Origin of the sequence: Streptomyces sp. NPDC012935 (assembly GCF_042900345.1) — a bacterium.
GTDB lineage: Bacteria > Actinomycetota > Actinomycetes > Streptomycetales > Streptomycetaceae > Streptomyces.
The window spans coordinates 252,904-274,326 of the sequence record NZ_JBIBBC010000001.1; the positions used below are offsets into that span (position 1 = coordinate 252,904).

Annotated in this window: 20 protein-coding genes; 11 read left to right on the forward strand and 9 right to left on the reverse strand. The window is 72.1% G+C overall.

Translation table 11 applies throughout. The features are described from left to right. Positions 1-44: 44 nt before the first annotated feature. Entirely contained in the window at positions 45-1,025 is a 981-nt protein-coding gene (locus ACFY5C_RS01005) for an alpha/beta hydrolase (protein WP_389439040.1), read from the forward strand. Between the two features lie 540 nt (positions 1,026-1,565). Next, positions 1,566-2,558: a helix-turn-helix domain-containing protein gene (locus tag ACFY5C_RS01010; protein ID WP_389439042.1), complete on the forward strand. Its 993-nt coding sequence runs from the start codon at positions 1,566-1,568 to the stop codon at positions 2,556-2,558. A 55-nt stretch (positions 2,559-2,613) separates the two neighbouring features. Here ACFY5C_RS01010 and ACFY5C_RS01015 read toward each other — a convergent pair whose 3' ends face one another. After that, a complete protein-coding gene (locus ACFY5C_RS01015; protein ID WP_389439044.1) occupies positions 2,614-2,967 on the reverse strand; it encodes a hypothetical protein in 354 nt (117 codons plus the stop codon). Between the two features lie 156 nt (positions 2,968-3,123). Between ACFY5C_RS01015 and ACFY5C_RS01020 the strand changes: the two genes are divergently transcribed. Continuing rightward, entirely contained in the window at positions 3,124-3,582 is a 459-nt protein-coding gene (locus ACFY5C_RS01020; RefSeq protein WP_389439046.1) for a MarR family winged helix-turn-helix transcriptional regulator, read from the forward strand. 16 nt (positions 3,583-3,598) lie between these two features. Here the strand turns inward: ACFY5C_RS01020 and ACFY5C_RS01025 are convergent, their stop codons facing one another. Beyond that, entirely contained in the window at positions 3,599-4,531 is a 933-nt protein-coding gene (locus tag ACFY5C_RS01025) for an NADP-dependent oxidoreductase (RefSeq protein ID WP_389439048.1), read from the reverse strand. A 121-nt stretch (positions 4,532-4,652) separates the two neighbouring features. Here ACFY5C_RS01025 and ACFY5C_RS01030 point away from each other — a divergent pair, with 121 nt between their 5' ends. Further along, a complete protein-coding gene (locus tag ACFY5C_RS01030; protein WP_389439050.1) occupies positions 4,653-5,846 on the forward strand; it encodes a CaiB/BaiF CoA transferase family protein in 1,194 nt (397 codons plus the stop codon). 113 nt (positions 5,847-5,959) lie between these two features. Continuing rightward, complete coding sequence (locus ACFY5C_RS01035; RefSeq protein ID WP_389439052.1) at positions 5,960-6,853, forward strand: hypothetical protein; 894 nt, start codon at positions 5,960-5,962, stop codon at positions 6,851-6,853. A gap of 49 nt (positions 6,854-6,902) precedes the next feature. Here the strand turns inward: ACFY5C_RS01035 and ACFY5C_RS01040 are convergent, their stop codons facing one another. From ACFY5C_RS01040 to ACFY5C_RS01055, 4 genes are all read right to left on the reverse strand, one after another. After that, positions 6,903-7,769, reverse strand: a complete 867-nt coding sequence (locus ACFY5C_RS01040) for a fructosamine kinase family protein (RefSeq protein WP_389439053.1) — start codon at positions 7,767-7,769, stop codon at positions 6,903-6,905. 49 nt (positions 7,770-7,818) lie between these two features. Continuing rightward, complete coding sequence (locus ACFY5C_RS01045) at positions 7,819-8,274, reverse strand: (2Fe-2S)-binding protein (protein ID WP_389439055.1); 456 nt, start codon at positions 8,272-8,274, stop codon at positions 7,819-7,821. A gap of 19 nt (positions 8,275-8,293) precedes the next feature. Beyond that, complete coding sequence (locus ACFY5C_RS01050) at positions 8,294-10,414, reverse strand: molybdopterin cofactor-binding domain-containing protein (protein WP_389440632.1); 2,121 nt, start codon at positions 10,412-10,414, stop codon at positions 8,294-8,296. A gap of 119 nt (positions 10,415-10,533) precedes the next feature. Next, a complete protein-coding gene (locus ACFY5C_RS01055; RefSeq protein WP_389439057.1) occupies positions 10,534-11,754 on the reverse strand; it encodes an FAD-dependent oxidoreductase in 1,221 nt (406 codons plus the stop codon). A gap of 254 nt (positions 11,755-12,008) precedes the next feature. Here ACFY5C_RS01055 and ACFY5C_RS01060 point away from each other — a divergent pair, with 254 nt between their 5' ends. After that, a complete protein-coding gene (locus tag ACFY5C_RS01060) occupies positions 12,009-12,554 on the forward strand; it encodes a hypothetical protein (protein ID WP_389439059.1) in 546 nt (181 codons plus the stop codon). 167 nt (positions 12,555-12,721) lie between these two features. On the opposite strand, the gene ACFY5C_RS01065 is transcribed toward ACFY5C_RS01060, so the two are convergent. Beyond that, complete coding sequence (locus tag ACFY5C_RS01065) at positions 12,722-14,503, reverse strand: helix-turn-helix domain-containing protein (RefSeq protein WP_389439061.1); 1,782 nt, start codon at positions 14,501-14,503, stop codon at positions 12,722-12,724. Positions 14,504-14,737: 234 nt separating this feature from the next. Here ACFY5C_RS01065 and ACFY5C_RS01070 point away from each other — a divergent pair, with 234 nt between their 5' ends. The 5 genes from ACFY5C_RS01070 (at position 14,738) to ACFY5C_RS01090 (ending at position 19,999) form a co-directional block, all read left to right on the forward strand. After that, entirely contained in the window at positions 14,738-16,477 is a 1,740-nt protein-coding gene (locus ACFY5C_RS01070; RefSeq protein WP_389439063.1) for an FAD-dependent oxidoreductase, read from the forward strand. A gap of 96 nt (positions 16,478-16,573) precedes the next feature. Beyond that, positions 16,574-17,437, forward strand: a complete 864-nt coding sequence (locus tag ACFY5C_RS01075; RefSeq protein ID WP_389439064.1) for an intradiol ring-cleavage dioxygenase — start codon at positions 16,574-16,576, stop codon at positions 17,435-17,437. Next, positions 17,434-18,516: a maleylacetate reductase gene (locus tag ACFY5C_RS01080; RefSeq protein ID WP_389439066.1), complete on the forward strand. Its 1,083-nt coding sequence runs from the start codon at positions 17,434-17,436 to the stop codon at positions 18,514-18,516. Before ACFY5C_RS01075 ends, ACFY5C_RS01080 begins: the two co-directional genes overlap by 4 nt. An 88-nt stretch (positions 18,517-18,604) precedes the next feature. Next, positions 18,605-19,525: a YceI family protein gene (locus tag ACFY5C_RS01085; RefSeq protein WP_389439068.1), complete on the forward strand. Its 921-nt coding sequence runs from the start codon at positions 18,605-18,607 to the stop codon at positions 19,523-19,525. A gap of 87 nt (positions 19,526-19,612) precedes the next feature. Then, the gene (locus tag ACFY5C_RS01090) at positions 19,613-19,999 is read left to right on the forward strand and encodes a luciferase family protein (RefSeq protein ID WP_389439070.1); all 387 of its coding nucleotides are present in this window, start codon (positions 19,613-19,615) and stop codon (positions 19,997-19,999) included. Positions 20,000-20,002: 3 nt separating this feature from the next. Here ACFY5C_RS01090 and ppk2 read toward each other — a convergent pair whose 3' ends face one another. Further along, complete coding sequence (gene ppk2 / locus ACFY5C_RS01095) at positions 20,003-20,884, reverse strand: polyphosphate kinase 2 (protein ID WP_389439072.1); 882 nt, start codon at positions 20,882-20,884, stop codon at positions 20,003-20,005. Positions 20,885-20,958: 74 nt separating this feature from the next. Beyond that, on the reverse strand, positions 20,959-21,423 hold the full coding sequence (locus ACFY5C_RS01100; protein WP_389439074.1) for an SRPBCC domain-containing protein: 465 nt from the start codon (positions 21,421-21,423) through the stop codon (positions 20,959-20,961).

Here is a 21,423-nt window from a genome sequence, read left to right on the forward strand (position 1 = left end):
ACCGTCCGGCACCCGCGTCGCGTACCGCCGTGTGAGGAGACCCCATGACCCAGGCCCCGCCCCCGCCCCCGTTCGACCCCGAGCTCGCCGCCGCCCTGGAGCTCATCAAGGACATGATCTCGCCCGGCCTCACATTGGACGAGATAGCCGACGTCCGACAGGGTCCGGCGATCGAGATGCTGGCCCAACTGGACCTCACCGTGGACGGCTTCTTCGAGGTCGAGGACCGTGTGGTGCCGGGTCCCGAGGGCGCGCCCGAGATCTCCCTGCTGATCTGCCGGCCGGCCGGCCCGGCCGGCGCAGGACCGCGGCCCGTGATCTATCACGTCCACGGCGGCGGGTTGATCATCGGCAACAACCGCGTCGGCGTCGACGTTCCGCTGGCCTGGGCGAAGGAACTGGACGCGGTCGTGGTGTCCGTGGAGTACCGGCTCGCGCCGGAACACCCGTATCCGGCGCAGATCGAGGACGTGTACGCCGGGCTGGAGTGGACGGCGAAGCATGCGGCGGAGCTGGGGGGCGACCCGCAGCGGATCGTCGTCGCGGGCGCCAGTGCGGGTGGCGGCCTGTCCGCGGCACTTGCCCTGCTCACGCGGGATCGCCGGGGGCCCGAGCTGATCGGCCAGATTCTGATGTGCCCGATGCTCGACGATCGCAACGACAGCCCGTCCGCCCACCAGATGGCCGGGCTCGGCATCTGGGACCGTACGGCGAACGAGACCGGCTGGACGGCGCTGCTCGGCGAGCGGCGGGGCGGTGCCGACGTCTCCGCGTACGCTGCGCCGGCCCGTGCGCAGGTGCTGTCCGGGCTGCCGCCCGCCTTTCTCGACGTCGGTTCCGCGGAGACCTTTCGCGACGAGGTCGTCGCCTATGCGTCCGGGATCTGGCAGGCCGGAGGGGTAGCCGAGCTGCATGTGTGGCCCGGTGGTTTCCACGGGTTCGACGGCTTCGCGCCACAGGCGGCGGTTTCGCAGGCGTGCCGGGGGGCTCATCTGGCGTGGCTGAAGAGGTTGTTGAGCGGGTGATGTGCGGGTGCGGGTTGCCGGTGGCTCGTCGCGCGCTCGCCGCGGCCGCCGCGGCAGGCGCCGTCGGGGTTCCCCATGGCCGGGGTGGCCGGGGTGGGTCCCCGTGGCCGGGGTCAGTCCCCATGGCCGGGGTGGGTCCCCGTGCCCGGGGTCAGTCCCCGTGGCCGGGCTCAGTGCCCATGGCCGGGCTCAGTCCCCATGGCCGGGCTCAGTCCCCATGGCCGGGGGGGTCCCCGTGGCCGGGGTCAGTCCCCACGGCCGGGGGGGTCCCCGTGGCCGGGCTCAGTCCCCGTGGCCGGGCTCAGTCCCCGTGGCCGGGCTCAGTGCCCATGGCCGGGCTCAATCCCCGTGCCCGGGCTCAATCCCCGTGCCCGGGCTCAGTCCCCACGGCCGGGCTCAGTCCCCACGGCCGGGCTCAGTCCCCACGGCCGGGCTCAGTCCCCACGGCCGGGCTCAGTCCCCACGGCCGGGGCCGGTCCCCATGGCCGGGGTTGTGTGCGAGGGGGGCCGGTCCTTGACCCCGTACCGCACCATGGGCCTATGAAAGAGCTGGCCGGACGACTGACCGCGTTGGATCCGGATGCCGGGGCGGCCGTGCGGGTCATCGCCTACTTCGACCGGCTCGCCGAGTCGCGGGCCGGGCTGGAGGCGTTGGTGCGCGGTGCCGCCGTGCTGGCCGGGGTGCCGGCTCGGCTGGTCGACGCGGACCGGCGGGTTCAGGTGAGGGTCGAGGTCGACGGGACGCGGCGGGACAGTGATGTGCCGCCGGATGCCGCCTGGCCGTCTGCCGCGCTGACGCCGGGCGGCGTTCCGGCGTTGTGGCTGGAGCGGGCCCAGGAGGCGCAGCCGAGTGTCGTGGACGCGGTGATCCTGGAGCGGGCCGCCGGGGCCGTACGGCTCGTGCTCGACCGGACCCGGGGGCGGGCACCGGCCGATGATCCGGCGCTGGTCGAGACCGTCCTCGACGCCACGGCACCGGAGGCGGCGCGGCTGCACGCGGCCCGCCGCCTGGGGCTCGACCTCGCCGCAGCGGCTCGCGTCCTGGCCCCGCTCGACGGCCAACCCCGCATCCTCCCCGCGCACTCGGACGCCGAGCCGCCCGCCGGCCGCGTGGGCGTGGGGCCCGCCGTCCCGGTGCTCGACCTGCCGCGCTCCTGGTCGCAGGCCGGCGTCGCGTTGCGGTTCACGGCCGAGGGCACCGCGCAGGACCCCGGTCCCGGCGTCGTCCACGCCGACGAGCTGGGCGGCATCGCCCTCCTCGCCGACCTCGTGGTGCCGGGCGCCGAGCCGCCGCCCGACGTACAGGCGCTGGAGTCGGCCGCGGCCGCCGCGCCCTGGCTGCTCGCCACGCTGCACGCGGTCGCCTCGACGGTGAGCCTGCGGGCGGCGGCGGCCGAGATCAACGTCCACCACTCCACGCTCCAGGAGCGGCTGACCCACGCCGAGCACCTGCTGGGCTGGCCACTGCGCACTCCGCAGGGCAGGTTCAGGCTGGGGCTGGCACTGGCTATGCGGCACCTGGTGCGGAACTAGGGATTTTCTGGATCATGCCGGCGAAGGCGCACTGCCCCGGCGGCCGTCCCCGCCGTCACCGGAATTCGTGGACGACCTCGATCGTGCCGACGATATGCGCGTTGAACTCGTCCAGTTCCCCGGCCGGCACCCACAGTTCGAGGATCGTCTCGCCGCCGGCCTGCTGGATCGGGTAGCGGCCGAGGAACTCCGACTCGACCTCGAACCGGGTCACGAAGCCGGCGCCGTCGTGCTTGACGTTCCAGTCCCGGGCGATCTTCACGGCGTAGTCCTCGTTGAGCACCGGGTAGAAGACCGGCTGCTCGGGCAGCCTCGGTGGCCAGGCTCGCCAGTTCAGCTCGCGGACGAGGTCCAGCTCCTTGGGGCCGGTGGGTCGCCACAGGGTGGTGGTCGGGGTCGGGCTGCTCATGGCCGGTGACGATATCCGCGCCCCGAACTGAGCGGCCACGGAGTTTCCGCGGCGACGTCCCACTGTTTGCATGCGCGCTATACGCGCACTCGCCGGAAATTTCACGGATGGCCTATCCTGGAGGTCATTCACCTCGGGACGGAGGACTCCGGCGCCATGACCGCCACGGACCCCGCGCTCACCGCGCTCGCCCAGGGCTGGTGCGCCCTCTCCCTGCTGCACGGGAGGATCGAGGCCCGCATCGAGCGCGCCCTGCAGACCGGGCACGACCTGAGCGTGCGCGAGTACTCCCTGCTCGACGTGCTCAGCCGCCAGCACAACGGCGAAGGCGGCCACCTGCAGATGAAGCAGGTCGCCGACGCCGTCGTCCTCAGCCAGAGCGCCACCACCCGGCTCGTCACCCGGCTCGAGGACCGCGGCCTGCTCTCCCGCTACCTCTGCCCCACCGACCGCCGCGGCATCTACACCGACGTCACCGAAGCAGGCCTGACGCTCCTCGAAGAGGCACGCCCCACCAACGACAAGGCGCTGCGCCAGGCCCTCGACGAAGCCGCGACCAACCCCGAGCTGGCCCCACTGGTCCGGGCCGTCGAGACACTTCGCATCCCCGTCTGAGACGGCTCGCTGCGCGCTAGCCCTGCTCCCCGACCGACAGCACCAGCTTTCCGCGCACCCGCCCCGCACTGCTGATCCGCCAGGCCTCGGCGGCCTCGGCGAGCGGCAGCACGCGGTCGACGTGGACGGCGAGCCGGCCCGCGTCGGCCAGTTCACCGAGGGCCGTCAGATCGGCCGGGTCGGGGCGCACCCACAGGACGTGGCCGCCCTTCGCCAGGACGTCGGGGTCGGCGACGGACACCACCCGGTCACGGCGCTTGAGGACCTGCTGGGACACGTCCACGGCATCGCCTCCCACGAAGTCGAGCGCCGCGTCGACTCCGTCCGGGGCCAGTTCCCGCAGCCGGTCGGCCAGGCCGTCGCCGTAGGTCACGGGCTCGGCGCCGAGCTCGCGGACGAAGTCGTGGTTGCGCTCACTCGCGGTGCCGATGACCCGGGCGCCGAGCGCGGCAGCGATCTGCACGCCGAACATGCCGACCCCGCCGGCGGCGGCGTGCACCAGCACCGTCTCGCCCTCACGCACCCCCACGCGCTTGATCGACTGATAGGCGGTCAGTCCTGCCAGGGGCACACCCGCCGCCTGCTCCCAGCTGAGCGTGGCCGGCTTGCGTGCCACCAGCCGCACATGCGCGGACACCAGCTCGGCATAGGTGCCCAGCTGCACGGAGTCCTTGCGGACATAGCCGTACACCTCGTCACCGGGCTCGAACTCGTCGACGTCCAGCCCGACCTGTTCGACGACTCCGGCGACGTCCCAGCCGGGAATCACGGGGAAGTGGATCTCCATGATCGGGTCGAGGTACCCCGCCCCGAGCTTCCAGTCCACCGGGTTGACCCCGGCGGCCTTCACGCGGATGAGGACCTCGCCCGGAGCGACCTTGGGGTCGGGGTGCTCCACCAGCGTCAGATCCTCGGGCTGACCGTAGTGCTGCAGTGTGATGGCCTTCATGATCCCCATGTAACCACACGACTGTTATCGGCATGTGCAATATATGCATCTACATTCAGTGTCGGCCTCGCCGGCGGCCCCGCGTTGACGCGATCTCCGATGTGCCCGTACACATGGCCCCATGAGCGCGCCACACCTTCCCCTGTCCGGCATCACCGTGGTCAGCCTGGAGCAGGCCGTGGCCGCCCCGTACGCCACCCGGCAGCTCGCCGACCTCGGCGCGCGTGTGATCAAGGTCGAGCGGCCCGGGGAGGGGGACTTCGCCCGCCGCTACGACACGACGGTGCACGGTCACTCCAGCTATTTCGTGTGGCTCAACCGGTCCAAGGAGTCCCTGACGCTGGACCTCAAGGATCCGCGCGGCCGCGAGATCCTGCACCGGCTCCTCGACGACGCCGATGTGTTCGTACAGAACCTGGCGCCGGGCGCCGCCGACCGCCTCGGCCTGGGTGTCGAGGCCCTCGGCGCGAGGTGGCCGCGGCTGATCCCGTGCACGATCTCCGGGTACGGCACGTCCGGGCCGTGGGCCGACCGGAAGTCGTACGACCTGCTGGTGCAGTGCCAGACCGGGTTGGTGTCGCTGACCGGAACGCCCGACGAGAGCGCGCGCGTCGGCATCTCCGTCGCCGACATCGCGGCCGGGATGTATGCGTACAGCGGCATCCTCACGGCCCTTTTCACGCGCGCCACCACGGGCACGGCCCATCCGGTGGAGGTGTCCCTGTTCGAGGCGCTCGCCGAGTGGATGGGCCAGCCCGCCAACTACACCCGGTACGGCGGCACCCAGCCCCCGCGGCTCGGCACCCAGCACCCCACGCTCGCTCCCTACGGCGCCTACCCGGCCGCCGACGGCAAAGAGGTGCTGTTCTCCATCCAGAACGAGCGCGAGTGGGCCGTTTTGTGCGATCGCTTCCTGGGCCGGCCCGGGCTGACCGACGACCCGCGCTTCGCCACGAGCTCCGCACGGGTGGCGCACCGGGAGGAGGTCAACGCGGTCGTCGCCGAGCGCTGCGCCCGCTCCGACGCCGAGGAGATCCTCAAGGAGCTGGAGTCCATCGGCATCGCCTGCGCCGGGGTCAATGACGTCACCGCGTTCCTGGACCACCCGGTCCTCGCCGCCCGCGGGCGCTGGCGCGACGTGCCCGTGCCCGGCGGCGCGACGGTGCAGGCCCTGCTGCCGCCGGCCGACCTCGCGGGACTGCCCGCGCGCATGGACCCGGTGCCTGCGGTGGGCGAGCACACGGAGGCGATCCTTGCCGAACTCGGCCGCACCGGCGAGGAGATCGAGGCCCTGCGCGCCGACGCGGTGATCTGACAACCGGCCGACCCCCGGTGTGACCGAACGCGGCCCACCCTCCGTGCGTCACAGTGTCGGGCGGCTGCGGCACCGCCCTTCTTGTGCCTGCCGCTGTCCGTTCAGGGGGATCCATGCGTACGACCGCTTCACGCACCGCCTTGCTGCTCACCATGCTCGGCCTGCTCGCCGCCGGCTGCGGCACCGTCACGGCAGGCTCCGACGACGCGGACCCGGCCCCGCGGACGCGGGCTCGCGCCCACGAGGTCGCCGAGGCCTGGGACGGTTCACCGGCCGCCGACGCCTGGCGCAGGGGCTACTACCCGATGGCGGACGCGGTGCAGCCGCCCGAGGACGCCTTCCACAACGAGGACGACAAGAAGGCCTACGAGCGGCAGAACTTCGAGCTGCGCGGCGACCTCCCCGACTCCGAGCAGCGGGACGGGAAGGTGACGTGGCGGGACGGCGGTTCCCTCACACTGCCGCTCATGGGGGCGCGGGAGGCGTACAAGACGGTGGACCGCGCGGACGCGCCCGCGCCACGCCTCGTCGTGACCGGGGCGAAGCTGGGCGAGACGACGCTGGTCACGAGCCGCGGCCCGGCCACCGTCCCGGCCTGGCTGTTCACCGTCGAGGGCTACGACACCCCGCTCAAGCGGGTTGCCGTGACCCCCTCGAAGCTTCCCACGCCGCCCATCGGGCCGGCTCGGGACACCCCCACCTCGGACCTGTGGGAGCTCAACCGGCTGGTGGAGACGGCCGCGGACGGCCGCTCCGTCACCGTGCTGGCCCACCACGGGTCCTGCGACGACGGACCCGCCGTGGACGTGCTGGAGACGGCCGGCAGCGTCGTCCTGTCCGGCTACGTCGTCGGCATGAAGGACGGCCCGTGCACCTCCGACCTGCGCGCGAAGAAGGTGACCGTCGAGCTGGACCGCCCGCTCGCCGACCGGCTCCTGCTGGACGCGTTCACGGGTCGCCCGGTGCCGCAGGGGAACCCCAACGGGCCCTCCGGCAGCTGGAGCTGACCGGGCGTCACAGTCTCCTGGTGGGTGTACGGCCCGGTTCAGCGCGCCATCAACCTCGCAGGGCTGCCTCGGCCGCCGCCATGGCCTGCCCGGCGTAACCGCGGCCGAAGAGCACGACGTGCACCAGGAGAGGGAAGAGCTGGTGGAGGCCGATCCGGTCGGGCCAGCCGGCGGCCAGGGGCGCGGCCTCCTGGTAGCCGTCCAGGATCCGGTCCAGGTGGGGGCAGCCGAAGAGGTGGAGCATGGCCAGGTCGGTCTCACGGTGGCCGCCGTGTGCGGCCGGATCGATCAGCCAGGCGTGCTCGTCGGCGCCCCACAGGACGTTGCCGTTCCACAGGTCGCCGTGCAGCCGGGCGGGCGGCTCGGCGGGGCCCGCCAGCTCGGGGAGCCGCTCGCAGACCCGCTCGATCACGGACGCCTCCGAACCGCGGACCGTGCCGTCGTCGACAGCGCGGCGCAGATACGGCAGCACCCGGTGCTCGGCGTACCAGCGCGGCCAGTCCGGACCGGTGACGTTGCGCATCGGGGCGAGCCCGATGTACGCGTCCTCGGGGCCGCCGGGCGGTGCGGCACCGAACGCCGGTGCGCCGGTGGCGTGCAGTGCGGCCAGATCTCGGCCGAACCGTACGGCCGCCTCGGCAGTGGGCGTGCCGGTCGCCACCCGGTCCGTGACCAGCCACTGCCCGTCCTGGCCGTGCACGGCGGGGATACGGACCGTGGCGGCTTCGGCCAGCCAGCGCAGCCCGGCCGCCTCGGCCTGTGCGGCGCCGTCGCCCTCGCCGCGTTTGACCATGACGACCTGCCCGCCGGCGAGGGTGACTTCGGCGAGCGTTGCGGAGAGCCGGCGTTCACGGGTGACCGGGAGCCCGGTGATGTGCGCGGCCGTGGCGCCAGGGCCGTCGAAGGAGTCGTACACGGGCCACAGGGTACGGCGGCCCCCTGCCGTACCGAAGGCGCCGACTCGGTCAGCTGGTGGCGGCGGCCTTCTTGATCGCTTCACGGATCCTGGCGTACGTGCCGCAGCGGCAGACGTTCTCGATCCGGTCGATGTCCGCGTCCGTCGGCCGGGGTGTCTTCTTCAGCAGCGCGGCCGTGGCCATGATCTGGCCCGGCTGGCAGAAGCCGCACTGGGCGACGTCGCAGTCGAGCCAGGCCTGTTGGACGGGGTGCAGCCGGTCGCCGGTAGCCAGGCCCTCGATGGTCGTGACCTCCCGGTCGGCGCAGTCGGCGACCGGGACGACGCAGGGCTGGATCTCGTCGCCGTCGAGATGGCTGGTGCAGGCACGGCAGGCACCCACGCCGCAGCCGTACTTGGGGCCGGTGACGTTCAGCAGGTCGCGCAGCACCCACAGCAGGGGCATGTCCGCGGGCGCCTCGACGGTGACACGCTTGCCGTTGAGGGTGAAGGAGTAGGACGGCATCGGTACCTTCTCGGGTGGCTCAGAAGTTGAGGGGGAAACGGCGCGGCTTGGTGCCGGTCGCCCGTGCGTAGGCGTTGGCGACGGCGCCGGACGCGGCCGGGACGCCGAGTTCACCGGCGCCGCCGGGAGCGCGCCGGGAGGGCATGATGTGCGCCTCGAAGTGCTGCGGGGCATGCTGCTGGCGCGCGTAGTGGAAGTCGGCGAAGCTGCTCTCCCGGACGGCGCCCCGGTCGATGTGCAAGCCTGCTCGGAGGATGGTGGAGATGCCGTCGACGGCCGTGCCCATGAGCTGGGCCTCCAGGCCACGCGGGTTGACTGCCGTTCCTACGTCGGCCGCCATCACCACCTTGGTCACCCGGGGGTTCTCCGGGTCGACGGCGTCGATCTCGACCAGGCAGGCCACACAGGAGTCGTACTCCTCATGGACCGCGACGCCCTGGGCGTGTCCCCCGGGCATGGTGCGGCCCCAATTCCCGGCGTTCGCGACCTTGTCCAGGACGGCCCTGACGGTCTTGCTCCGCAGGGTCGTACGGCGGAAGGCGACGGGGTCCTGGCCGAGGCTGCGGGCGACCTCGTCGACGACGATCTCCTCGCCGGTGCGCACCGTGCCGGAGTCCACCGAGCGCCAGGCGCCGAGGGGCATGGCCAGGTCGACCGAGCCCGACTTCCCGGAGAGCCGGCCGAAGTTGTAGAGGCCGCTGTCGCTGGGGAGCGGGGCGGCGGCGCGAGCGCGTGCGGGCGAGTTCGCGCCGACTCGAGCGGGACGCACCCCGCCCTGCGTGGACAGCCCCTGTTCCTCGAAGGACTCGCTGACCGAGGCCGTCGCGTGGGCGAAGGCGACCACTCTGCCTCGCGCATGGCTGGCCCGGATCCGGTGGTGGGAGGCCGGGCGCATCCTGCCGTGCCGGATGTCGTCGGCCCGGCTCCACATGAGCTTGACCGGCCGCCGTGCCTGCTTGGAGATGACGGCCGCCTCGATCGCGGCGTCGTAGTTCAGCCGCCGCCCGAACGAGCCACCGCCGCGCAGCACATGGACCTTCACCTTCGACACCGGCAGGCCGAGCCGCGACGCGATGTCCTCCCGCGCGGACGTCGGGGTCTGGGAGGAGAACCAGATCTCGGCCCGCCCCGTGCGCACGTCCGCCACAGCTGTGAGGACCTCCATCGGCGCGTGGCTGACGAAGGCGAACTCGAACTCGGCCTCCGTCTGCGCCGATCCGCGCGGCGGGTCCCCGAGCTTCGGGACCGCGGCACGCAGCCGGGAGCGGATCGCGGAGTCGGAGAGGTTCGCCAGCGGGCCGGGCGCCCACTTGATCCGCAGGGCGTCCCTGGCCTGGAAGGCGTGGTGGAAGGTCTCCGCGATCACGGCCACACCGCCGTCGATCTGGACGACCGCGTGGACACCGGGCATGGCGCGGGCCGCCCCGGAATCGACCGAGAGGACCTTTCCGCCGATCGTCGGCGGCCGGGCCACGACGGTCGGACTGGCTCCGGCCACCGTGAGGTCTCCGGTGTACTTCGCCTTGCCGGTGATGAGGTCGCGGGCGTCGATCCGGGTCGTCGGCCGTCCGATCACCCGGTGTTGCGACGCCGGCTTGGGATCGGTCGGCACGGTCGGCCGCGTGATCCGGGCGGCGCTCCTGGTCAGCGAACCGAAGGTGGCGGAGCGCCCGTCCGGTGCGAAGACTCTCGTGCCGCGGGTGCGCAGGGTCCGCGCGGGGACGTGCCAGCGGCGGGCGGCCGCGGTCACGAGCTTGGCACGGGCGGTGGCGGCCAGCTGCCGGGCCGGTCCGTACAGCGAACTGACCGAGCTGGAGCCGCCGGTGAACTGGTTGCCGTCGTTGCGGGCATCCGCGAGCGGGATGTCGACGTCGGCGAGCCGGGCGTCCAGTTCCTCGGCGATCATCATCGCGACGGCGGTGGTGACGCCCTGGCCGACCTCGACGCGGGGCAGCCGTACGACGACCTTGTTGGCCGGAGTGACCTCCAGGACGAGCATCTCCGCGTCGGTGCCGGTGACCAGGACGTCCGAGGGCCGGCGGTCGCCGTCCGCGGTCCGCTCGGCGCCCTCCGCGGTCGCGGAGTCACAGCCGAGCGGTGCCGCGACGGTCAGGGTGGTCGCCGCGAGTGAGTAGACCACGAACTGTCGACGGGACAACTGACGGGCCAACAGGCACTCCTCTCCGCGAACCGGACTGGTTCGACCTGTATGAGGGGTCGGTGCACCGCGGGGTTGCGCCGGTGGGTCGTTCCTTGGAACTACGGCGCGAGTTGTGAGAGGTCGGAGCCCCACTCCAGGTGCCGTATGAGCTCGTCGTCGCCCGGCCGGTCCGCACTCGCGCCCCGGGGGCCGGGGCCCGACGGGGTGCGCGCGCCGCGGGAGATGTTGCCGCTGACGGTGATGTTGTGTTCCACGCGCGGGCGGCGGAGTGTCTCGTACAGGGAGAGCGCGTCGTCGGTGGTCGGCGCGTCCCGCAGGGACTTGGCGAGGACGACGGCATCCTCGAGAGCCATCGATGCGCCCTGCCCGGTGGCGGGGGACGCCGCGTGCGCCGCGTCGCCGATGATCAGGGTCCGGCCCGAGCGCCAGGGTGTTCCGGTGGGCAGTTCGGTGGCGTTGGTGACCATGAGGTCGTCGGGGGTGGCTGCCACGAGGTCAGCGGCCGGGGTGGAGTCCTTACGCAGCAGCGGCAGGAGCAGGTCACGCCATTGGTCGGGGGTGCCTTGCGCGAGGGTATCGGCGGCCAGGGGCTCGTCGGTGACACGGGCGAACCAGTACGTCTCGCCGTCCGGCGACACCGCGTATCCGAAGGCGACGGAGCTGCCGCGCACCATCGTGATGGTCTCGGGCCGGGCGGGCCCGTGGGCCGTGCCGGTGTAGCCGTAGAAGACGTACTGCCCGGCGTAAGCCGGCCGCGCGTCGGGGGAGATGAGCCGGCGGACGGTGGAGCTGAGGCCGTCGGCCCCGATGAGCAGATCGCCGGCCCCCGTGGTGCCGTCGGCGAAGTGGGCGGTGACGCCGTCCGGACCCTCGACCACCGACATCAGGCGCGCGCCGTGCCGGATCTCGATGCCTCTGCGCGTGACCTCGGCCTGCAAGGCGGCGTTGAGATCGCCACGCCGCAGACAGCGGTACTGCAGGTGCGGGGTGCCGGCCTCACCGAGCGGCACTTGGGCCAGTTCGGCACCCGTGTCGTCCAGGACCCGCATCGACGTCAGCGGGAAGCCGATCTCGGTCACCGCGGCCGAGGCGTCCACCTGAGCCAGGGCGCGCATGCCGTTGCTCGCGAGCGTGAGGAACGCGCCGATGTCCTCCGCGGAGTCGGGATGCGCCTCGTACACGACGACGTCGAATCCGGCCTTGTCCAGTGCCAGAGCCGCGCCCGCGCCCGCGATTCCACCCCCGATGACCAGCACCTGCGCCACGTCGCTCCCCCGCTCGTACACACACGACCCCCGTGAGTCGCCCAGATACTTCATGGAACGTCCGCCCACCGGCGTCGGTTCCCGGCCCGATCATCGACCTGGGCGGGCCTCATCCGGCGGCGGCATTCCCCATCCTGCTGTGGGCGCTGGTCATCGACGCTCTCGCCGTCTTCCGGATGATTCCCGCCATCTCTCGCGAGGAGTGCAACCATTGGCGCGACCCGGGTGTCTCATCAGATATCAGACAGTTAGCCTCCTCGGGGGACGCAATGGTAAAAAAGCGAACGGCATGGGCGACAGTCGCGCTCATGGGCATCACCTTGGGAGTGGCGGCGGTCCCTGCCGGCGCAGCCCCCGCCCGCACCACCCAGGCCGCCACGGCCTGCCCCACCGGCTGGGGCAGCCAGGCCGAGACCCGCTCCGCCGCCACGACGGAATCGGTGACGAACGTACGGACCGGCCGGCACGCCTGCTTCGACCGTATGGTCGTCGACGTCCCCGGCGCGGGCAAGGGCGACCTCGGCTATTCCGTCAGGTACGTCAGCCGCCTCTATCAGGACGGTTCCGGCAACCAGATCGCAGTCGGCGGCGGAGCCGTCCTCGAGGTCCGAGTGACCGCGCCCGCCTACGACCCCGACACCGGGAAGCCCACGTATCCCGTGCGGGCCGGTCAGCGTCTGAAGGGCGTGGACCTCACGGGCTACCGCACCTTCAGGGACGGCCGGTTCGTCGGCAGCTTCGAAGGGGACACGCAGATCGGGCTCGGCGTCCGGGCGCGGCTGCCGTTCCGGGTGTGGGTGGCCGACGACCGGATCGTGGTCGACGTGGCGCACAACTGGACCGGGACACGCTGAGGACGGCGGTCATGGGCGGGGAGCAATCGGAGCGCCCCGCCCAGCCTCGACCGGCCCCGCATGGGCGCGCAACATTCCGATCCGCACCGATCGGGACCCCTGCCACCGATCAGGCCGGCACCGACCCGATTCGCGCCCCGCTTCCGATCGCTGCACCGAGCTCCGGGTCACGGCATCCCGCCCCGGATGGCAGCATCCCGTCCCTGATACTCCCGCAGCTTCCGGTAGAGGGTCGCCCGGGCGATGCCCAACGCCGCCGCGGCGCGGGCCTTGTTGCCGCCGTGGCGGCGCAGCGCCTCGAGGATCGCGGCGCGTTCGGCGAGCTCCATAGGGCTGAGGTTGCGTCCCGCGGGCCCTTCCCGGACGGGATCGGGCAGTTCGCTCCGCCGCACCGGTCCGCAGATCCGGCGCTGACGCGCCAACGCCCGCACGAGGTGTGCGAGTTCGGTGACGTTGCCGGGCCAGGGATGCCGTTCCAGGGCCCGCAGCGCGTCCAGCGACCAGGTCAGCGGCGGGCTGCCGGGGGCGGGTCCGGGAGCGAGGGCAGGGAGCAACTCCCTGATGTCCTCGGGACGTTCTCGCAGAGCCGGCAGGGTCACCGAACGGGCCGCAAGGGTGTCGAGGAGGCGCTGGAGGCAGGGGCCCGGTGACGTTCCCGGCGTGTAGGTGACGACCAGGCGGGCGTCGGGGCGCTCGTCCAGGAGCGAGTTGAGGGCGGCGACGTCGGACTGGGCGAGCCGTTCGGCGTGCCGCAGCAGCAGCGGGCGAGCGCCTGCCGTTCCCCAGCCTTCGGCCGGGGCGGCCCCCGTCTCGCCCCGCTCGTCATCCTTGAGGCCCGGCTCAGGTGATTCTGCGGCGTCCACGACCAACGGGGCCGTGCCGTGGAGCAGTTCGAGTGCCAGCGTGGTCTTGCCGCTTCCCCGTTCGCCCACGACGAGCAGAGGTCCCGCAGTCCGGGCCAGGGCCGTCGCCCGCGCGACAGCGTGCCGCCACGGCACCGAGTTCCCCACCAGTTCGCTCTCCGGGCGGGGCAAGGACGGCGGCGGCCCCGGCTCCACGGGACGGGGCGCGAGCACGGCGACCAGGCCGACGGCACGCCCCTCGTGCCGTACCGGAATGATCTCGACGCTGCTCCCGGCGTCCTCGGGAAACGAGACCTCGTACGACTCGCCGGCCCCACTCCCCCACGCCCGCGCGCCCCGCTCCAGCGCCTCCAGCACCTGCGGCGAAGCAAGACGTGCCGCCGCCTCGCTGATCAGGCGGTTACGGCCGTCCAGCGCGACGACCGCCCGTTCGCGCCCCCGCGCGGCTTGCTCGTACGCGTCGAGCAGCGCCCGTTCCACGGTGCGCGCGCGTGCCCGCAGTTCGGCCTCCACCGCCGCGGCGGCCGCCTCGGCGAGAGCGGCGCCGGGGTGCGGTCGGCAGCCTGCGCACAGACCGGAGGCGACCGTGACCGTGCCGAGCACCTGTTCCGCATCCGGGGACAGCAGCGGCACGCTGACGGCGGAGACGTCCTGCCACACGTCGAGGAAGTGCTCGGGGCCGTGCACCTCGGCCCGGCGCCGGGTGCGCAGGGCCAGCGCGGCGCTGTTGTGGCCGACCTCGCGCTCGGACAGGTCGCTGCACGTGTCGTCGCCGGGGGCGCTGCCGGTCGACCACAGCACCCTCAGCCGTTCGTCCGTGAGCACGAGCGCCGAGCGTCCGGCGTCCAGGGCCGGGGCGATCCGGGCGAGCACCGGAAGCGCCGCCTCCAGCAGCGGCGAGTCGACGGGGTGGGCCGACTCCCGTACCGGGCCGTCGAGATCGGGCCGTACGCCGAAGAACCGGGCTCGCCGCCAGGCGGCGACGACGTCGTCCGGCACGCCCGCCGGGAGCGGGCGCCCCGTCAGGAACCGTTCGCGGGCATGGCGCAAAGGGGCGAGGGCAGGAGGATGTTCCGCGGTGGTCATGGCGCTCCTCACCGTATCGGGGGCCACGGGCACACGGCGACGGTGGGCTGTGCGGAGGCTGTGCGGACGGAGGTTGTCTCGTATTGAGACACCCATGACCGACCGCGACGCTCCATGATCTTGAAAAGCAGCCGGTGGCGTGGGTCCGTTCGCAGTTCTCGACTCCCGCCCCGATCCGGCTCATGCCATGGCTCATCCGCTCGCTCACCTGACTCGCCCCTGGAGCGTTCTGTCGTGCACACCGTTGTCGAGACCGACGTACTGATCGTGGGCAGCGGCCCGGCGGGCGCGTCGGCCGCGCTCGCGCTGAGCACCTACGGCGTGCGCAACATGGTCGTCACCCGGTACGCGAGCCTCGCCGACACGCCCCGGGCGCACATCACCAACCAGCGCACCATGGAGGTGCTGCGCGACCTGGGCGTCGAGCAGGAGGTCATCGCCAAGGCGACGCCCCAGCACCTGATGGGCAACACCACGTTCTGCACGAGCCTGGCAGGTGACGAGCTCGGCCGGGTGCGTTCCTGGGGCAACGACCCGCTCGTGCAGGCGGCGCACGAGCTGGCCAGCCCGACGCGGATGTGCGACATGCCGCAGCACCTGATGGAGCCGGTGCTGGCGAACGCGGCGGTCGCGCGCGGCACCGACCTGCGGTTCAGCACGGTCTACAAGTCCTTCGTCCAGGACGGGTCCGGCGTCACGGTCACCGTCGAGGACCGGCTGCGCGGCGACGAGTACGCGATTCGCGCCAAGTATCTGATCGGCGCCGACGGCGGCCGTTCCAAGGTCGCCGAGGACGCCGGACTGCCGATGGGCGGCCAGATGGGCGTCGCGGGCAGCATCAACATCGTCTTCGACGCGGACCTGAGCAAGTACACCGCGCACCGCCCCTCCACCCTGTACTGGGTCCTCGCACCCGGCGCCACGGTCGGCGGCATCGGCGCGGGCCTGGTGCGCTGTGTACGGCCCTGGAACGAGTGGCTGATCGTGTGGGGCTACGACGTGACCGCAGGCGCCCCGGACCTCACCGAGGAGTACGCCCTGTCCGTCGTACGCCAGTTGGTCGGCGACGACGAGATACCGGTGACCATCAAGTCGTCCTCGGCGTGGACGGTCAACGAGATGTACGCGCAGAAGTATGCCGACGGCCGGGTCTTCTGCGCCGGTGACGCCGTGCACCGCCACCCGCCGTCCAACGGGCTCGGCTCCAACACCTCCATCCAGGACTCCTACAACCTGGCCTGGAAGCTGAAGCTCGTCCTCGACGGCGTCGCCTCGCCGCGACTCCTCGACAGCTACGACGCCGAGCGTGCCCCGGTCGGCAGGCAGATCGTGTCCCGCGCCAACAAGTCCATCGCCGAGACCGCCCCGATCTTCGAGGCTCTCGACGGACTGGCGCCGCAGACGCCGGAGCAGTTGTGGGCCAACATCGCCGCCCGCAAGGACGCCACCGAGGCGGCGGGCAGGCAACGGGCCGCGCTGCGCGAGGCGATCGCCTTCAAGATCTACGAGTTCAACGCCCACGGTGTGGACCTCAACCAGCGCTACGCCTCCGACGCGGTCGTCCCCGACGGCACGCCCGACCCCGGCTTCACCCGCGATCCCGAACTGCACCACCAGCCCACCTCCCGACCCGGCGCCAAACTTCCGCACGCCTGGATCACCTCCGGAACCCAAACCCTGTCCACCCTCGACACCGTCGGCCGGGGCCGCTTCACCTTGCTCACCGGCATCGGCGGCGAGGCGTGGCTACGGGCGGCCGAGGCGCAGCCCCTCGACATCGCCACCGTCGTCATCGGCCCGGGCCAGGAGTTCGAGGACCCCTACGGCGACTGGGCCGGCCTGAGCGAGATCTCCGACGCGGGCGCCCTCCTCGTACGCCCCGACGGGTACGTGGCGTTCCGGCACGCCGGCGCGGCCGTGGACGCCGAGCGGTTGCTGACGGACGCGCTGCGGCGGATTCTCGGGCACGGTTGATATGGACGCCCGGGAAGCCGATGAAGGTCAGGAAGCGGCGGGACGCGAAGCCGCAGGACAAGAAGCCGCTGGACAAGAGCCCGGGAAGGAGCCGACATGACCGGTGACACGCCGGACACGGTCACCGACGAGGTCGTCGCGAGTCTGCGGGGCACGGACGATCCGCGTCTGCGGGAGCTGCTGACCGGTCTGGTCCGGCATCTGCACGCCTTCGCGCGGGAGTCGCGGCTGACGCAGGAGGAGTGGGAGCGGGCGGTCGGGTTCCTGACGGCGACCGGGCAGGCATGCACGCAGACCCGGCAGGAGTTCATCATGCTGTCGGACGTGCTCGGCCTGTCGATGCTCATCGAGACGATCAACGAGCGGCACGGTCCCGGCGCCACCGAGTCGACGGTCCTCGGCCCGTTCCACATGACCGCCTCGCCCGTGCGCGCGCTCGGCGCGAACATCGACCTGGTCGGCGGTGGCGAGCCCTGCGTGGTCAGCGGGCGCGTGCTGTCCCGGGACGGCGGCCCGCTGCCCGGCGCGGCCGTCGACGTGTGGCAGGCCGACGGCAACGGCTTCTACGACGTGCAGCAGCCGGACGTACAGCCTCCGGGCAACGGCCGCGGCCTGTTCACCGCGGACGGCGAGGGACGGTTCTGGTTCCGTACGTGCCTGCCGAGCCCGTACCCGATCCCGACGGACGGGCCGGTCGGCGCGCTGCTGCGGGCCACCGGACGGCACCCCTACCGGCCCGCCCACATCCACTTCATCGCCTCGGCCGACGGACACACTCCGGTGACCACGCACATCTTCGTGGCGGGCAGCGACTACCTGGACTCGGACGCGGTGTTCGCCGTCAAGCCGGGCCTCGTCAACGACTTCGCCCCGGTCGACGACCCGTCCGTGGCAAGAGAGTTCGGCGTGCCGAACCCGTTCCGGCACGCCCGCTTCGACCTCGTGCTGGAGCGGTCGTGAACGACGCCCTCGACTTCTCCTACGACGCCCTGCCCGTCCGGGTCGTCTTCCGGCCCGGCGCCGCGGTGTCCGCGACGCCGGGCGAGGTCGGGCGGCTGGGGCTGCGGCGGGTGCTGGTGGTGTGCGGGACGCGGGGCGCGGACACCGCGCGGGCGGTCGCCGACGCGCTCGGCCCCGCGTGCGTCGGCGTGCACGACCAGGCGCGGATGCACGTGCCCGTCGAGGTCGCCGACAGGGCCGTACAGGCAGCTCGCGCGGCGGGCGCCGACGGGTGCGTCGCGGTGGGCGGCGGCTCGTCGATCGGGCTGGGCAAGGCGATCGCCCTGCGCACCGGGCTGCCGCTGATCGCAGTGCCGTCCACGTACTCCGGCTCGGAGATGACGCCCGTCTGGGGCCTGACCGACCACGGTGCCAAGCGGACGGGGCGCGACCCGAAGGTGCTGCCCCGCAGTGTGGTCTACGACCCCGAGCTCACCCTTTCGCTGCCCGTACCCCTCTCCGTGACCAGCGGCATCAACGCGCTCGCGCACGCCGTCGAGGCCCTGTACGCCCCCGACACCTCACCCCTCGTCGCGCTGATGGCCGAGGAGGGCGTTCGCGCGATGGCGCGGGCGCTCCCGGCGGTGGCCGAGGAGCCGGCGTCGCCGGCCGCCCGCGGGCGCGCGCTGTACGGGGCCTGGCTGTGCGGGTCCTGCCTGGGCGCCACCACCATGGGCCTGCACCACAAGCTGTGCCACGTCCTGGGCGGCAGCTTCGGCCTGCCGCACGCCGAGACGCACACGGTCGTACTGCCGTACGTCCTGGCCCACAACGCGCCGGCGGCCCCGGACGCGGCCGCCGCCGTGGCCCGCGCCCTGGACGCGGCCGACGCACCGACGGCCCTGTGGGAACTGGCGGGACACCTCGGCGCACCCCGCTCACTCGCCGAACTGGGCCTCGCCGAGGCCGATCTGGCGACGGCCGCCGCGCAGACCGCGGACCAGGCGTACGCAAACCCCCGCCCGGTCACCGCCGACGGCGTACTCGCCCTGCTGCGGGCGGCGTACGAGGGCGTGGCGCCGGCCTCGGCCACCCACTGACGTCCTCCGCGACCTGGGACGCCCGCTCACGCACCCCCCTGCCCCCACGCTCGAAGATCCCCCCACGACGGAAGAAAAGGTGATCAGCATGCCCCTCGGTCTACTCAGGAGCAGGAACTCCCGAGGGAGTCGACGCTCGCGAGGAGCGCCGGGTATCGCGTTCCCCGTGCCGGCCGGTGCGGGTGTCGTGGGCCGTGAGGTCGTGGATCCGGTCGGGCTGCCGATGCGCGGCGCCGACGTGACGGTGACGGCGATGGACTCGCACGAGGTCGTGGCGTCCGGTACGACGGACCCGTACGGCCTCTTCTTCGCGGCGCTCCCGCCGGGCCGCTACAGCCTCATGATCACGGCCGAGGGCCTGACACCGCACCGGGAGTCGCTGGACGTCGTCGCCGGTGCGCCGCAGCCCGCAGCGCGGGTCCAGCTGACATCGGGCCGGCAGCTGGAACTGCCGACTGCGGGCACCTGGCTGTTCGACCCGCCGCACACGGCGATCCGGTTCATCGCCAAGCACGTCGGGATGGCCCATGTCCACGGCCGCTTCGAGCGGTTCACCGGCGGCATCCGGGTGGCACCCGACATGGCCGATTCCCAGGTCTCGGTGCGCATCGAGGCGGCCAGCATCACCACGGGCAACAACACCCGGGACAACCATCTGCGTTCGGCCGACTTCCTCGACGTCGAGCGCTACCCGTACATCGACTTCACCAGCACGCGTTTCGGCTTCCGCGGCGGCGCCAAGTGGACGCTGCAGGGGTCGCTCACCATGCACGGTGTGAGCCGCTCGGTGGAACTGGACACCACCTACCTGGGGTCGGTCAACGGCGGCTACGGCGAGGAGCTGCGCTGTGCGGCGCTGGCCAGGGCGGAGCTGCACCGGGAGGACTTCACCCTGAACTGGCGCAGCATGCTGGCCCGCGGGATCGCGGTGGTCGGGCCGACGGTCCAGCTGGAGCTGGACGTCCAGGCGATGTACCGCACGCACGACACACCGACCCCTCCCGACTAGGCCAGGATGGCTGAGAGGTACCTCACGCCCCGGTTACGAATTGCTCAACCTCTGGTTGCGACGCGGTGATCGGGTGACTATGGGGGCATGACACTGGCCCAGCGCGCCATGAAGCAACTGGAACTCTGGCCCGATCTGAGCTCGGGCCCGGCCAGTTGCGGTGCAGGGCGGGCACTGCGCGCCGTCCACAGCGAGATCGTGCACTTCCACTCCGACCATGATGTGGACCTGCACCTGACGGTGTCGGCCATCCGACGTTTCCACGACGACCTCCGCGAGTCCACCGCGATCAGGCTGGTCCCCGGCTCGGGCTGGGTGACCGTGCATCTCGACTGCGACACGGACGTCGATCTGTTGATGAGTCTGGTCAGCGCCGCGCTCCAGGCCCACCAGAACGTGCCGTCCCCTGCCGGGAAGCGTCCGGCAGGGCACGAGTGCAACTTCCGCCGGGTCACGGTGCTGCCCCGCCGCTAGGGTCTAGGAGTCGTCCTCCCCCGCCTCCAGCAGTCCCGCGGCCGCGCCCACTATCCGGGGATCGGCGGTGCCGACGACTTCCTCGTCCTTGTCGCCGTAGTCGAAGCGGGCCAGCACGCTGCGCATCGCCTCGACGCGCGCACGCTTCTTGTCGTTGCTCTTCACCACGGTCCAGGGCGCGTGCTCGGTGTCCGACTCACGGAACATGGCGACCTTGGCGGCGGTGTAGTCGTCCCAGCGGTCCAGCGACGCCAGGTCCATCGGGCTGAGCTTCCACTGCCGTACGGGATCGACCTGGCGGATGGTGAACCGGGTGCGCTGCTCGCCCCGGGAAACCGAGAACCAGAATTTGATCAGGTCGACGCCGTCGTCGACGAGCATGCGCTCGAAGGCAGGAGCCTGCCGCATGAAGCGCCGGTACTCGTCATCCGTGCAAAAGCCCATCACCCGTTCCACGCCGGCCCGGTTGTACCAGGACCGGTCGAAGAGCACGATCTCGCCCGCGGTGGGCAGATGCTCGACGTACCGCTGGAAGTACCACTGCCCGCGCTCGCGTTCGGTCGGCTTCTCCAGCGCCACGACCCGGGCGCCGCGCGGGTTGAGGTGCTCCGTGAACCGCTTGATCGTGCCGCCTTTTCCGGCCGCGTCCCGCCCCTCGAAGACGATGACGAGCCGACGGCCGGTCTCCTTGATCCACCTCTGCAGCTTCAGCAGTTCTATCTGCTGCAGCCGCTTGTGCCACTCGTACTCCGGGCGCTCCATGCGCTTGTCGTACGGGTAGTTCTCGCGCCACGTGTCCACCGGGCTTCCGTCCGGCCGGATCAGCACGGGGTCGTCCTGGTCGGTGTAGTCGACGCGCAACCCTGACAGCAGTTCGGTGTCCATACACACCCATGAAAGCGAGCGCTTTCATACGGGCGGCGAACCCCAGGCAAAGATCACGTGACTCCCGGAACGGATCAGCGTGATCCGGCCTCGACCAGCCGGGCGAGGTTGGCCAGCGCCATCCGCGTGCCGGTCTCGTTGTCCGCGGCGGGTACCACGTCGGGGATCCCCTCGTGCAAGACGAGGACGTCCGTGCCGCCGTCGGCGTCCGTGAGCGTGGTGGTCATGGTCATCGTGGAGCGCAGGGCGGGGTCGTCGGTCTCGAACTCGACCTCCTCGACGACCTGCTCGTCCGGCACGAGCCGCACGAAGTGGCCGTGGTAGGTGTCGGTGTGCGCTGCCGACTTCCCGGTGCCGGTCGGCAGGTCATAGGTGAGCGAGACCCGGAAGGCCCCGCCTTCGCGCCCTTCGAACTCGTGCACATGCCCGCTCATGCCGTCGGGCACCCGCCACTTCTCGACAGCGTCAGCGTCCAGCAGCGCCCGGTAGACGGCCGCGCGCGAGGCGTTCACATGCCAGGAGACCCTCGTCGAGTACAT

Excerpts from the sequence above, each read along its gene's own strand:
- ACFY5C_RS01030 (WP_389439050.1), top strand. The coding sequence starts at position 4,653 with ATGAGCGCGCCACACCTTCCCCTGTCCGGCATCACCGTGGTCAGCCTG.
- ACFY5C_RS01085 (WP_389439068.1), top strand. The coding sequence starts at position 18,605 with ATGCCCCTCGGTCTACTCAGGAGCAGGAACTCCCGAGGGAGTCGACGC.
- ACFY5C_RS01075 (WP_389439064.1), top strand. The coding sequence starts at position 16,574 with ATGACCGGTGACACGCCGGACACGGTCACCGACGAGGTCGTCGCGAGT.
- ACFY5C_RS01055 (WP_389439057.1), bottom strand. The coding sequence starts at position 11,754 with ATGAAGTATCTGGGCGACTCACGGGGGTCGTGTGTGTACGAGCGGGGG.
- ACFY5C_RS01090 (WP_389439070.1), top strand. The coding sequence starts at position 19,613 with ATGACACTGGCCCAGCGCGCCATGAAGCAACTGGAACTCTGGCCCGAT.
- ACFY5C_RS01045 (WP_389439055.1), bottom strand. The coding sequence starts at position 8,274 with ATGCCGTCCTACTCCTTCACCCTCAACGGCAAGCGTGTCACCGTCGAG.
- ACFY5C_RS01015 (WP_389439044.1), bottom strand. The coding sequence starts at position 2,967 with ATGAGCAGCCCGACCCCGACCACCACCCTGTGGCGACCCACCGGCCCC.
- ACFY5C_RS01010 (WP_389439042.1), top strand. The coding sequence starts at position 1,566 with ATGAAAGAGCTGGCCGGACGACTGACCGCGTTGGATCCGGATGCCGGG.
- ACFY5C_RS01025 (WP_389439048.1), bottom strand. The coding sequence starts at position 4,531 with ATGAAGGCCATCACACTGCAGCACTACGGTCAGCCCGAGGATCTGACG.
- ACFY5C_RS01060 (WP_389439059.1), top strand. The coding sequence starts at position 12,009 with ATGGGCATCACCTTGGGAGTGGCGGCGGTCCCTGCCGGCGCAGCCCCC.
- ACFY5C_RS01035 (WP_389439052.1), top strand. The coding sequence starts at position 5,960 with ATGCGTACGACCGCTTCACGCACCGCCTTGCTGCTCACCATGCTCGGC.
- ppk2 (WP_389439072.1), bottom strand. The coding sequence starts at position 20,884 with ATGGACACCGAACTGCTGTCAGGGTTGCGCGTCGACTACACCGACCAG.
- ACFY5C_RS01100 (WP_389439074.1), bottom strand. The coding sequence starts at position 21,423 with ATGTACTCGACGAGGGTCTCCTGGCATGTGAACGCCTCGCGCGCGGCC.
- ACFY5C_RS01005 (WP_389439040.1), top strand. The coding sequence starts at position 45 with ATGACCCAGGCCCCGCCCCCGCCCCCGTTCGACCCCGAGCTCGCCGCC.
- ACFY5C_RS01020 (WP_389439046.1), top strand. The coding sequence starts at position 3,124 with ATGACCGCCACGGACCCCGCGCTCACCGCGCTCGCCCAGGGCTGGTGC.
- ACFY5C_RS01065 (WP_389439061.1), bottom strand. The coding sequence starts at position 14,503 with ATGACCACCGCGGAACATCCTCCTGCCCTCGCCCCTTTGCGCCATGCC.